This is a genomic window from Mesorhizobium sp. L-8-3 (genome assembly GCF_016756615.1).
Lineage (GTDB): Bacteria > Pseudomonadota > Alphaproteobacteria > Rhizobiales > Rhizobiaceae.
The window spans coordinates 1,495,859-1,507,091 of record NZ_AP023262.1; the positions used below are offsets into that span (position 1 = coordinate 1,495,859).

14 protein-coding genes are annotated in these 11,233 nt (G+C 65.0%); all 14 read left to right on the forward strand.

Going from position 1 to position 11,233, the window contains the following annotated elements; all coding sequences use genetic code 11:
- The first annotated feature begins 223 nt into the window (after positions 1 to 223).
- The gene (locus JN302_RS06915) at positions 224 to 718 is read left to right on the forward strand and encodes a DUF2840 domain-containing protein (RefSeq protein WP_202332419.1); all 495 of its coding nucleotides are present in this window, start codon (positions 224 to 226) and stop codon (positions 716 to 718) included.
- Positions 715 to 1,275, forward strand: coding sequence for a S26 family signal peptidase (locus tag JN302_RS06920; RefSeq protein WP_202332420.1), 561 nt, complete (start codon positions 715 to 717; stop codon positions 1,273 to 1,275). The genes JN302_RS06915 and JN302_RS06920 overlap by 4 nt, the downstream gene beginning before the upstream one ends.
- 35 nt (positions 1,276 to 1,310) lie before the next feature.
- On the forward strand, positions 1,311 to 1,637 hold the full coding sequence (locus JN302_RS06925) for a DUF736 domain-containing protein (protein ID WP_202332421.1): 327 nt from the start codon (positions 1,311 to 1,313) through the stop codon (positions 1,635 to 1,637).
- 303 nt (positions 1,638 to 1,940) lie between these two features.
- Positions 1,941 to 2,681, forward strand: a complete 741-nt coding sequence (locus JN302_RS06930) for a lytic transglycosylase domain-containing protein (RefSeq protein ID WP_342215926.1) — start codon at positions 1,941 to 1,943, stop codon at positions 2,679 to 2,681.
- On the forward strand, positions 2,678 to 2,926 hold the full coding sequence (locus JN302_RS06935) for a hypothetical protein (RefSeq protein ID WP_202332423.1): 249 nt from the start codon (positions 2,678 to 2,680) through the stop codon (positions 2,924 to 2,926). The genes JN302_RS06930 and JN302_RS06935 overlap by 4 nt, the downstream gene beginning before the upstream one ends.
- The gene (locus JN302_RS06940) at positions 2,923 to 4,659 is read left to right on the forward strand and encodes a relaxase/mobilization nuclease domain-containing protein (protein WP_202332424.1); all 1,737 of its coding nucleotides are present in this window, start codon (positions 2,923 to 2,925) and stop codon (positions 4,657 to 4,659) included. Before JN302_RS06935 ends, JN302_RS06940 begins: the two co-directional genes overlap by 4 nt.
- Before the next feature lie 111 nt (positions 4,660 to 4,770).
- Positions 4,771 to 5,022 carry a type II toxin-antitoxin system Phd/YefM family antitoxin gene (locus JN302_RS06945; protein ID WP_202332425.1) on the forward strand — a complete coding sequence of 84 codons (252 nt, stop codon included), beginning with the start codon at positions 4,771 to 4,773 and terminating at the stop codon, positions 5,020 to 5,022.
- A gap of 2 nt (positions 5,023 to 5,024) precedes the next feature.
- Positions 5,025 to 5,468 carry a PIN domain-containing protein gene (locus JN302_RS06950; protein ID WP_202332426.1) on the forward strand — a complete coding sequence of 148 codons (444 nt, stop codon included), beginning with the start codon at positions 5,025 to 5,027 and terminating at the stop codon, positions 5,466 to 5,468.
- Between the two features lie 141 nt (positions 5,469 to 5,609).
- A complete protein-coding gene (locus JN302_RS06955) occupies positions 5,610 to 7,649 on the forward strand; it encodes a conjugal transfer protein TraG (RefSeq protein WP_202332427.1) in 2,040 nt (679 codons plus the stop codon).
- Between the two features lie 3 nt (positions 7,650 to 7,652).
- Positions 7,653 to 8,105, forward strand: a complete 453-nt coding sequence (locus JN302_RS06960; RefSeq protein WP_202332428.1) for a ribbon-helix-helix protein, CopG family — start codon at positions 7,653 to 7,655, stop codon at positions 8,103 to 8,105.
- A gap of 295 nt (positions 8,106 to 8,400) precedes the next feature.
- On the forward strand, positions 8,401 to 9,414 hold the full coding sequence (locus JN302_RS06965; protein ID WP_244846241.1) for a LysR family transcriptional regulator: 1,014 nt from the start codon (positions 8,401 to 8,403) through the stop codon (positions 9,412 to 9,414).
- 190 nt (positions 9,415 to 9,604) lie between these two features.
- The gene (gene trbB / locus JN302_RS06970) at positions 9,605 to 10,609 is read left to right on the forward strand and encodes a P-type conjugative transfer ATPase TrbB (RefSeq protein ID WP_202332429.1); all 1,005 of its coding nucleotides are present in this window, start codon (positions 9,605 to 9,607) and stop codon (positions 10,607 to 10,609) included.
- A complete protein-coding gene (locus JN302_RS06975; protein WP_202332430.1) occupies positions 10,606 to 10,950 on the forward strand; it encodes a TrbC/VirB2 family protein in 345 nt (114 codons plus the stop codon). Before trbB ends, JN302_RS06975 begins: the two co-directional genes overlap by 4 nt.
- A 14-nt stretch (positions 10,951 to 10,964) precedes the next feature.
- Positions 10,965 to 11,228 carry a VirB3 family type IV secretion system protein gene (locus JN302_RS06980; RefSeq protein ID WP_202334228.1) on the forward strand — a complete coding sequence of 88 codons (264 nt, stop codon included), beginning with the start codon at positions 10,965 to 10,967 and terminating at the stop codon, positions 11,226 to 11,228.
- The last annotated feature ends 5 nt before the right edge of the window (positions 11,229 to 11,233 follow it).

The following is an 11,233-nucleotide window of genomic DNA, read 5'->3' on the forward strand; positions in this document are numbered from 1 at the left end:
AATCCTTCGGATTCTTGCTAACGCCTGCAGCCAGAACGCGAGCATGTGGATGCGCCGTTTTTCGCGAACCGGCGCCATGTTTCGCGAACGATGATGGCGTCCCCGAAGCCTGCCGGCCCTCAAGCCATCGCTGCTGTTTCTCCCGCGAGATCGATGCTGTCGTGGCCGGGCGCGCACCGGCGCGCATCGCATCCGTGCTGTCCTTCAGGGAAGGGGCACGGCCATGACGGCGGACATCCGCATCGCCGGCCGGCCAGCCGACCTCACGCTGGTCGAACTGACCTGGCGCAAGAGGAAGATCGAGCACCGGATACGCTTCGGCCGGATCGCCGAAGAGCATCGCCTCGACCGCCATCGCCGTGTCGTCGCCTTCTCGCCGGGCAGCATCTTTGCCTTCGTGCGATGGGCCGGAAACGAATACGGCACGGTCATCTCGCGCATCGACATCGTGCGCGCCGTCGCCGCCGGTGAGCCGCTCCAGACGCTGCCCTTCGTGCGGCCAGGCGGCGACATCCTGTTGCGCCTGGTCGGCTGGCGACACGTCGAGATGGTGTTGCAGGCGATCGACGCGATCGAAGCACTCGGCGTCGATCCGGCCGAAGTCTCGCCGGAGCACTGGCGGCACGTCGCCAATCGCATCGCCGTCAACGAACCGTTCCGGGCCTACACGCTCGTGCAGCATCGTGCCTGGCTGCGCCGCCGCGAGGTGCTGTCATGACCGCATGCCGTCCGACGCTTCTCACCATGCTCGCCGGCACGGCGCTGATCGCAGCGTCCGTCTGGAGTCGGCCCGACATCCGCTTCATCTGGAATGCGTCCGCCAGCGTGCCGGTCGGCCTCTACCGCATCGTCCCGGTAACGCGGATCGAGGTCAATGATCTTGGCGTCGTCGTGCCGCCTCCCGAACTCGCGGCCTTCCTCAACGAGCGTGGCTACCTGCCGCGTGGCTTGCCGCTCGTCAAGCGCGTGCTCGCGCTCGGCGGGATTGAGATTTGCCGGAACGGCAACACCGTCATCGCCTATGGCGCGACCTATGGCGCGGCTCGCGACCGCGACACGCGCGGCCGCACGCTGCCCGCCTGGCAGGGCTGCCGGACGCTTCGCGACGGCGAAGCTTTCTTCATGAACTGGGACAGTGCCGACAGCTTCGACAGCCGCTATTTCGGGCCGCTTCCCCTCTCCACCGTCGTCGGCCGGGCGGTTCCCGTCTGGACCACCGACGATCCTCATCCGGCCGCGGAATCCTTCCGCGTGCCGGTCTCCGACGAGCCGTGACGGCTCGCGTCTCCAGCCACGAAAGGACAGATGGAATGGCTCAGATCGGAACCTTCACCCGCAATGACGACGGCTTTTTCGGTCGCGTCCGCACGCTCACCCTCGATGTCGAGGTGACCATCCTTCCCGCGGAAGGTTCGGACGCCGAAAACACGCCCGAACATCGCGTCTTCATGGACGGCATGGAGGTCGGCGCGGCCTGGAACCGCACCGGCGACAAGGCCGGCAGCTACCTGTCGCTGTCCATCGACGATCCGTCCTTTCCCGAGCCGATCCGTGCCCGACTGTTCGAGTCCGACACCAGGAAGGACACATGGACCCTGCACTGGACGCGCCGGAAGAAGAACGACGGCGAGGCGTGACAGCTCATGCGTGGCAAACGTTCCCACCAATCTTCAGGCTCAATCCCCTTGATCGATCGAGCGCCGGTCAATCCCCTCGACCCGATTGCCTATCAGGCGGCCGTCGCGCGCAGCGGAGGTCAAGGGCGGCGGCCTGATTTCCGGATGTTGGACACGTCGTCCGACGATGCCCGTCCGGAAAATGTCGGCCACCGGCGAAGCCTTGCCCTTGGCTGGAGCGAGCACGATGGCAGGATGATGGCGCATCGGGACGGCGGTGCATGCGCTGCCGTCCCGTCCATCATCGCGGTGAGGATTGCATGTATGATGATCCTCGTGATGGTGGCTTCCGCGTCGGCCGAACAACCTCGCGGCGACCCGGCAGCGGCCATCGCCTCGACGCCAGGCAGCCCGCCTGGCCACTCGCCATCCGTCGCATCATCGACTAATCCATGGGCTGCACATATCGCGGAAGCGGCGAAGCGCTTCGACATTTCCGAGCGCTGGATACGGTCGGTCATGGTCGTCGAAAGCGTCAATGATCCGGCCGCTCTCTCGCCCAAGGGTGCGATCGGCCTGATGCAGGTCATGCCCGCGACATGGGACGAACTGCGGGCCAAGCATCGTCTCGGCAGCGATCCCTGGCAGCCGCGCGACAACATCCTCGCGGGCGCGGCCTATCTGCGCGAGATGCATGACCGCTACGGCTCGGTCGCTGCGATGCTAGCCGCCTACAATGCCGGCCCGGCGCGCTACGATGCTCATCTGGCGACAGGCCGCGCGCTGCCGGCCGAGACGATCGACTACGTCGCGAAGATCTTGGCCGTTATCGACGGCACGGTCTCTGTCGCACGTTCCGCCGGCAGCTCATCGCGACCGACCTGGTCTCGCGCGCCACTCTTCGTTGCGCGCTCGACTGTTCGTATCGGAGACGATCCGGAAGCCACCGATCTTCCTTCCGATCACCCTTCGGAGCGACCTGCGATCGTCGACCTTTCCGCGCTCGTGCCGCTATCCGATAGCCTCTTCGTGCGCATGCCGGAAGCGGCAGGAGAAACGCGATGATCATCGTGGTTTCTCGCGTTGCAGAGTGCGCAATCGCAAGCGTTGCAGGACGCTGCAAGGCAGCCGGAAACGACCGTTTAGGAAGGCAAGATAAAAAGCCGCACATCGCGGCTTGGACGGTCGGTTGTTTTGCTTGCGCTTTTTGGAGTTTTCCGCACATCGCGGGGCATGAGCGCGAGGCGCGCTTGCTCGAATTATCGAGCAATTTCAGTGCGGATCGCACCTCGCGGGCTCGAACGCAATGAGCCGCGACGACGATTTCCGCGTTCGGCCTGGCCGCATCCGCTCATCGAAGGCGCAGCGGGCAAAGCCCTTTGTCGCCCAGGCGCTGGCGGCCGCCCGCAAGGCCGGCGGCCGCGTCTCGCGCTCTGGCAAGATCACCTCCGGGCGCGGCCCGCATTTTGCGCGAGGCCGCACAGCGAGCATTCGCGCCAATCGCCTCATCACCAGCCGCACGCGCCTCTGCACCGTCAAGGCGCTCGTCATACGCAACAGGGGCGAGCGCGGCCCTCTCGCCCGGCATCTCAATTATCTGCGGCGCGACGGCGTCACCCGTGACGGCGAGCGGGCGAAGATGTTCGGCCCGGCGACCGACGACGCCGACGCGAAGGAGTTTACCGAGCGCTGCAAGGATGACCGCCACCACTTCCGCTTCATCGTCTCGCCGGACGACGCCGTCGACATGGGAGATCTGAAGCGCTTCACCCGCGAGCTGATGGCGCAGGCCGAAAAGGATCTCGGCACCAGGCTCGACTGGGTCGCCGTCGATCACTGGAACACCGACAATCCGCATGTCCACGTCATCGTGCGTGGCCGCACCGAAGACGGCCAGGACCTCGTCATCGACCGCGACTATATCAAGAGCGGGATGCGCGACCGGGCGCAGGATCTCGTTACGCTGGAGCTCGGACCCCGCACCGATCTCGACATCAGCCGCGCGCTCGATGGCCAGATCGAGGCCGAGCGCTGGACGCAGCTCGACCGCCAGCTTGCCCGCGACGCCAACGAGTATGGCGTCATCGACGTTGCGCCGTCTCCCAATCGCCAGCCCGACGACTGCCTGACGCAGAAGGTCGGGCGGTTGCGCCATCTCGAACGGCTCGGCCTTGCTGAGGCCATCGGTCCCGGCCAATGGATCATCTTCGACGAGGCCGAGGCGACGCTGCGCGAGCTCGGCCAGCGCGGCGACATCACCAAGCGCATGCACCGGGCCTTGTCGGACCAGGGCATCGATCGCGGCGCGGTCGATTATGTGCTCGACGGGGAGGCGCATAGCCAGCCCGTCATCGGCCGGCTGGTCGACCGTGGCCTGGACGACGAGTTGCGCGGCACGGCTTACGCCGTCGTCGACGGCATCGACGGCCGCACGCATCACATCAAGCTTCCCGACATCGAAGCGGCCGGTGACAGCGCGCCGGGCTCCATTGTCGAGCTACGCAGCTTTGACGATGCAAAGGGCGAGCGCCGTGTCGCACTCGCCGTCCGCTCAGACCTCTCGATCGAGGCACAGGCCAAGGCAGACGGCGCCGCCTGGCTCGACCGCCAGCTCATCGCCCGCGATCCGCTCGATACCGGCGGCGGCTTCGGCCTGGAGGTGAAGCAGACGATGGAAGCCCGCACCGAGCACCTGATCGAGGAAGGTCTCGCGCGGCGCGAAGGCCAGCGCATCGTCTTCGCCCGCAACCTGCTCGTCACGCTTCGCCAGCGCGAGCTCGACGCGCTCGGCCAGAAGCTCGCCGGCGAGATGAACATGCCGTTCCAGCAAGCCGCCGCCGGTGACTATGTCGCCGGCACCTATCGCCAGCGCTTCGCGCTCTCCTCCGGCCGCTTCGCCATGATCGACGACGGGCTCGGCTTCAAGCTCGTGCCCTGGACACCGTCGATCGAGAAGCATATCGGTCAGCATATCTCCGGCGTCGCCCGCGGCGATGGTGGCGTGGACTGGTCCTTCGGGCGCAAGCGCGGGCTCGGACTGTGAGCGCCGGCTTTCCAGCGGCTACCGCCTGGGGGCGATCCGGCCGTTCGACACTTGCAATGATCTAGGGAGGCAATATATGACTATTGGTAGTCATATATTGGAAATGGTGCCATGAAGGAACTCCAGCTCAAGGATGCCAAGGCGACGCTTTCAGCCGTGGTCGATCAGGCCGTGGCCGGCGAGCCGACCGTCATCACCAGGCACGGCCGCAAGGAAGCCGTTCTCGTCTCCTTCGAGGAGTGGGAGCGGGTCTCCAAGGTGCCGAGCTTCGCCGATCTGCTGCTCGCCTTTCCGGGTGAACCGGCCGACATCCCGGAGCGGTCGCGCAAGCCCGCGCGCGCCCTGCGCGACACCGGCCTCTGACCTTGTATCTGCTCGACACCAACGTCGTCTCGGCCGATGCCCCGGCCAAGCGTCAGGTCGGCCCCGAGGCTTTTGCGGCATGGGTGCGTGAACATGGCGACCAGCTCTACATCTCGACCGTGACCATCGCCGAGATCGAGGCCGGCATTGCGCGAGCCGATCGGATTGGCGCCACCACCAAGGCCGAGCGCCTGCGCCGCTGGCTCGCGGCTGTCGAGCATTTCTACGCCGGGCGCATCCTGCCGTTCGATGTCGAGGCTGCCCGCTACGCCGGCGCCATCCTCGACAGGGCGCGAGCGCATGATCCCGGTTTCGAGGACATCGCCATTGCAGCTACCGCCGCGGCGCGCGGGCTCACGGTGCTCACGGCGAATGAGCGCCACTTCACACCGCTCGGCGTGCCGCTCGCCAATCCACTGAAGCAATTGCCTCCGACCAGCGACTGACGCGACGAGCCGGCGCGACGGGCAAGTATTCTCCGCAGTCCCTTCGCTGCGCTACGACCGGCCGGCTAAATCCGGTTGAACCTCGCGCTTTCGTTGCCCTTCCTCGACATTTTCAGTTGTCGCAGCGAGGTCAGCGCAGCCGTGTCGTCCACCCGAGTCTCCTGGGGGCAGGTCATCGTCGTGTTCACGATAGTGCTTGTCGCGGTCTGGGGTGCGACGCAGTGGACCGCGTGGCGGCTCGGCTTCCAGGCGCAACTCGGCTCGCCCTGGTTCGAGGTAGCCGGACTTCCCCTCTATCCGCCGCCGGCCTTCTTCTGGTGGTGGTACTTCTTCGATGCCTATGCTCCGCATATCTTCGTGGAGGGCGGCGCTATCGCGGCCTCCGGTGGCCTGATTGCCATTGTGGTCGCGGTTCTGATGTCGATCTACCGGGCGCGCGAAGCCAAAGACGTGCGCACCTTCGGCTCCGCTCGCTGGGCCGAGCCCGAGGAGATTGAGACAGCACACCTGCTCGGCGACGATGGCGTGGTGCTCGGCCGCTATGAGGATGACTATCTCCGCCATGACGGCGCCGAGCATGTGCTGTGCTTCGCGCCGACGCGCTCCGGGAAGGGCGTCGGTCTTGTCGTGCCGACCCTGCTCACCTGGCCGGGCTCGGCCATCGTCCATGACATCAAGGGTGAGAACTGGGAATTGACCGCCGGCCTGCGCTCCCGCTTCGGCCGCGTGCTGCTGTTCGACCCGACCAACGGGAAATCTGCCGCCTACAATCCGCTGCTCGAGGTCAGGCGCGGCGAATGGGAGGTGCGCGACGTGCAGAACGTCGCCGACGTGCTCGTCGATCCCGAAGGCTCGCTGGAGAAGCGGAATCACTGGGAGAAAACCTCGCACTCGCTCCTGGTCGGCGCGATCCTGCACGTCCTCTATGCCGAGATGGACAAGACGCTCGCCGGCGTCGCCGCCTTCCTCTCCGATCCGCGCCGGCCGATCGAGTCAACATTGTCCGCCATGATGACCACGCCGCACCTCGGCGAGAAAGGGCCACATCCCGTCATCGCCAGTGCGGCCCGCGAGTTGCTCAACAAATCCGACAACGAGCGCTCCGGCGTGCTCTCGACGGCGATGAGCTTCCTCGGCCTCTATCGCGATCCTATCGTTGCCGCGGTCACCAGCCGCTGCGATTGGCGCATCGCCGACATCGTCGCCGAAGAGAAGCCGACCACGCTCTACCTCGTGGTACCGCCCTCCGACATCTCCCGCACCAAGCCGCTCGTGCGCCTGGTGCTCAACCAGATCGGACGCCGCCTCACCGAGGACCTACACGCCAAGGACCGCCGCCACCGCGTATTGATGATGCTCGATGAGTTCCCCGCGCTCGGCCGGCTCGACTTCTTCGAGTCGGCGCTCGCCTTCATGGCTGGCTACGGCATCAAGGCATTCGTGATCGCGCAGTCGCTCAATCAGATCGAGAAGGCCTATGGCGCCAACAACAGCGTGCTCGACAATTGCCATGTCCGCGTCAGCTTCGCGACCAATGACGAGCGCACGGCCAAGCGTGTTTCGGATTCGCTCGGCACAGCGACCGAAATGCGCGCCATGCAGAACTATGCCGGCCACCGGCTGGCGCCATGGCTCTCCCACCTCATGGTGTCGCGCTCGGAGACCGCGCGGCCATTGCTCACTCCGGGCGAGGTCATGCAACTTCCGCCCGACGACGAGATCGTCATGGTCGCCGGCATCCCACCGATCCGGGCGAAGAAGGCGCGCTACTTTGAGGACGCACGCTTCAAGGAGCGGCTGCTGCCGGTGCCGGAGAATTCCAACGCGGGCTTTTCGCCCAAGCCCGATGACTGGTCGACGTTGAAAACTGTTGCGGTGCCCGTTCCCGCCAACACCGGCGGCTCGCCTCTCGTGGCGTCCACGCAGGCGGCCACGGCGCAGCAGAGCGCCCTCGCCGCGAAACATGATGATGATCCGGCAAATGCCGGTCTGCGCCGCGAGCCCGGCCTCGAGCCGCACAAGGACATCGCGCCCGAGAAAGAGCCGCTAGCAGCCAATGAATTCGATCCGGATGGTGATGAGCCGGAGCGTGAATCCGCCACCAACCGTGCCTTGGTGCGCAACATGCGCCAGATGGCGCGTCGGATATCGATGAATCCCGGCGACGGCATGGAGCTCTGAACCATGCCGCGAGCACGCGACAGTGATGACCGTCCCGACAAGAAGAAGCGGCTCTCTGTCTATCTCGATCCCGAGTTGATGCGGCTGCTGGCCGACTTCGCCGATCGTCGTGAGCAATCCCGCTCCTTGGTCGCCGAGGCCGCTATCGCCTCCTTCCTGTCCCCTGATGCCGACGAGCGCCAGGAGGCGACAATTGCCAAGCGGCTCGACCGGATCGACCGCACCATCCAGCGGCTCGAACGCGACATCGGTATCGCCAACGAAGCCTTCGCGATCTTCATCCGCTCCTGGTTGACCTCGACCGCATCTCTTCCTGAAGCGGCACAGGCTTCCGCCCGCGCCAAGGGCGGCGAACGCTATGACAGGTTCCTGGAAGCTCTCGGTCGTCGTCTCGCCAAGGGGCCAAAGCTCAGGCAGGAAGTGCCCGAGGATGCCGAGCCTGAGGCAAACACTTAGTGAGTTCTAACGACCTTCGTTGGTCCCTTGGTAACTCTCCCACGAGCATTAGCTCCTGGTCTGCGCTTTGGAATAGCCTATCCTAAGAGCATCTGATGTCTGGCATGCTCCATGCGGCGGACATTCGCAGGTGCTCTTCGAGCGCTCTCCACCTGGGTCACAATGCCTTCGACTGCAGGATGCGCCGGAATAGTGAAGTCGGTGAACGCGGCACGTTCCCGACGCATTGTCGGTTTCCCACGCATCGTGGTCTTTGACGTCGCGAACCGCCGCTCAGAGTCAATACCGGAATGTAATGACGGCGGCGAGCGACGAAACCGAGGTGTGTTGCGAGCGAGCTTGTCGTAACGGGTGGCGATCTTCCGGAAATCCTTCATCCACCAGAATACCTCTTACGGGCCCGCCAACCAGGAGGGAACAATTGGACCTGCGCCACCTTCGCTATGTTGTCTCGAGCGCGCGCAACGGCAGCTTCAGCGCCGCCGCGCATGAATTCAACGTCCGCCAGCCTATCGTCAGCAAGCGCATCAAACAGGTCGAGGACGAACTCGGCGTGCCGCTGTTTGACCGCTCCACATCGGGTGCACGGCTGACCCCGGCGGGGGAGGCGTTCGTGGTCGATGCGCGCCGCATAGTCGATGATGTCGAACGGCTCACAGCACGGGCGAAGGCGAATGGAGCCGGCAAGCTGGGGCGTGTCGTCGTCGGCTTTTACAAATCGCTTTCCTCCGGTGGCTTCCGGGTCGCTCTCGACGATTTCCGCGAACGCTATCCCGAGATCGCGGTGGAGCTGATCGAGACGCCGTTCATCGAGTTGACGGCCGGCGTGCTTTCGGGTGCGATCGATACGGCGATCATCCTCGGCGATGTAGGGAAGTGCGAGGTGCTCGAGTCGATCGCACTATGGTCCGAACATCTCGTCGTTGCGCTGCCGGAAGGCCACCGCCTCGCTGGCCAGTCCGTCATCTACTGGCCGGAACTGAAAGGCGAGCGCTTTCTGATCAGCCATCATGATCCCGGCCCGGACATCCGCAACATTCTGCTGCGCAACCTGGCAGCACCTTCCGATCATCCGGAAATCATCTCACGACGTCTTAGCCGCGAAAGCATCCTGAGTGAAGTGGCCGCAGGCCAGGGTATCGCGCTCCAATGCGAGTCCGCGGTCGGCCTCACGAGCCTCGGCGTTGTCTTTCGACCAGTCCACAATGGCCATGGCGCGACGCGGCTCGGCTATATCGCCTGCTGGAAACCGGACAACAAGAATCCAGTGCTGAATACCTTTATCGAAGCATTGAGGCGCCGGAGATGATTCGCGAAGGCGGCGCTAACTCAGCAGGATGAGTCGGTTCGGCATTCCGAGAGCCGCAAGTATTTTTTCGTTCACCTACGATCCATTGCGAAACCCGCAAGAATAGTGTTGCGGCCCCACAATTCGTGTCTTTCTTGATTGTCCCCGTCGCTATCCGCCGCGTCTCGCGGATGGCAGATCGGGGGTCTGCATGGCAGCTCAGCATCGTGACAGGGAAGCGGTATCGCGTGGCGCGCGAATGTTGCGCACCGTACTTGGCCCTGCGATCGCGGCTTACCTCGAAGACCCTTCGATCGTCGAGGTGATGCTGAACCCGGACGGACGGCTATGGGTCGACCGTCTGCGTGAAGGCCTGGTCGCCACCGAGGACATCCTGATTCCGGCCGACGGCGAACGCATCGTGCGCCTGGTCGCCCATCATGTCGGCGCCGAGGTGCATCCGGGCAGCCCTCGCGTCTCGGCCGAGCTGCCGGAAACGGGAGAGCGCTTCGAAGGCCTGCTGCCCCCGGTCGTCATGGCGGCGACCTTCGCCATCCGCAAACCGGCCGTCGCCGTGTTCACGCTCGGCGACTATGTCGCCGCCGGCATCATGACCCAGCCCCAAGCCGATGTTTTGCGTCTCGCGGTTGAGAAGCGGAAGAACATCCTGGTCGCTGGTGGCACCTCGACCGGCAAGACCACGCTCACCAACGCATTGCTCGCCGAGGTCGCGAAGACCTCGGATCGCGTTGTCCTGATCGAGGATACGCGCGAGCTGCAATGCGCCGCGGCCAATCTGGTCGCGTTGCGCACTAAGGACGGCGTCGCCTCGCTTTCCGATCTCGTGAAATCGTCGCTGCGCCTGCGGCCGGATCGCATCCCCGTCGGCGAGGTTCGCGGCGCGGAGGCCATCGATCTCCTCAAGGCTTGGGGGACAGGTCATCCCGGCGGCATCGGCACCATCCACGCCAACACCGCGGTCGGAGCTCTGCGTCGGCTCGAGCAACTCGTGCAGGAAGTCGTCGTTACGGTCCCTCGGGCGCTCATCGCAGACACCATTGATCTGATCGCCGTTCTATCCGGCCGCGGGTCCGCCCGCCGCCTTGCAGAGATCGCTCTTGTCGAGGGTCTCGATCCCGCGACCGGCGACTACCGCACCCTCAAAGCATCTCTCTCGTCCCAACCGCAGCCTCTCTCGAAAGGGGATCAGGAATGAAGCCGTCTGTTTTGTTTGTCGTCCGCCGCGCCCGCGATTGTTTTGTGCAAGCGGCCGCGCTCGCTTCCGTCGCCATACTGGTCGCCGCTCCCGCCCGAGCCTCGGGCTCGTCCATGCCCTGGGAGGAGCCGCTGCAGAAGATCCTCGAATCCATCGAGGGGCCGGTCGCCAAGATCGTCGCAGTGATCATTATCATCGCCACCGGACTGGCGCTCGCTTTCGGCGACACCAGTGGCGGGTTCCGCAAGCTGATCCAGATCGTGTTCGGCCTCTCGATCGCCTTCGCCGCCAGCTCCTTCTTCCTGTCGTTCTTCTCCTTCGGCGGCGGGGCGCTCGTCTGATGCCCGGACAGATGATGGAGGACGAGGTCCGTGGTTTCTTCGCGCCGGTGCATCGCGCGCTGACCGAGCCGATCCTGCTCGGCGGCGCCCCGCGCTCGGTCGCCATCCTCAACGGCACGCTCGCCGGCGCCGTCGGTCTCGGCCTGCGCCTCTGGATAGTCGGTCTGGCGATCTGGGCGATCGGCCACTTCGCCGCCGTCTGGGCCGCGAAGCGCGATGCGCAGTTCGTCGACGTCGTGCGTCGGCACCTGCGCTACCCCGCACATATGGGCGTGTGAGGTTT

Bases quoted from the DNA above. Each gene is read 5' to 3' on its own strand.
- JN302_RS06935 (WP_202332423.1), top strand. From the start codon at position 2,678: ATGATCATCGTGGTTTCTCGCGTTGCAGAGTGCGCAATCGCAAGCGTT.
- JN302_RS06965 (WP_244846241.1), top strand. From the start codon at position 8,401: ATGACGGCGGCGAGCGACGAAACCGAGGTGTGTTGCGAGCGAGCTTGT.
- JN302_RS06975 (WP_202332430.1), top strand. From the start codon at position 10,606: ATGAAGCCGTCTGTTTTGTTTGTCGTCCGCCGCGCCCGCGATTGTTTT.
- JN302_RS06945 (WP_202332425.1), top strand. From the start codon at position 4,771: ATGAAGGAACTCCAGCTCAAGGATGCCAAGGCGACGCTTTCAGCCGTG.
- JN302_RS06915 (WP_202332419.1), top strand. From the start codon at position 224: ATGACGGCGGACATCCGCATCGCCGGCCGGCCAGCCGACCTCACGCTG.
- JN302_RS06930 (WP_342215926.1), top strand. From the start codon at position 1,941: ATGATGATCCTCGTGATGGTGGCTTCCGCGTCGGCCGAACAACCTCGC.
- JN302_RS06925 (WP_202332421.1), top strand. From the start codon at position 1,311: ATGGCTCAGATCGGAACCTTCACCCGCAATGACGACGGCTTTTTCGGT.
- JN302_RS06980 (WP_202334228.1), top strand. From the start codon at position 10,965: ATGGAGGACGAGGTCCGTGGTTTCTTCGCGCCGGTGCATCGCGCGCTG.
- JN302_RS06940 (WP_202332424.1), top strand. From the start codon at position 2,923: ATGAGCCGCGACGACGATTTCCGCGTTCGGCCTGGCCGCATCCGCTCA.
- JN302_RS06960 (WP_202332428.1), top strand. From the start codon at position 7,653: ATGCCGCGAGCACGCGACAGTGATGACCGTCCCGACAAGAAGAAGCGG.
- JN302_RS06920 (WP_202332420.1), top strand. From the start codon at position 715: ATGACCGCATGCCGTCCGACGCTTCTCACCATGCTCGCCGGCACGGCG.
- trbB (WP_202332429.1), top strand. From the start codon at position 9,605: ATGGCAGCTCAGCATCGTGACAGGGAAGCGGTATCGCGTGGCGCGCGA.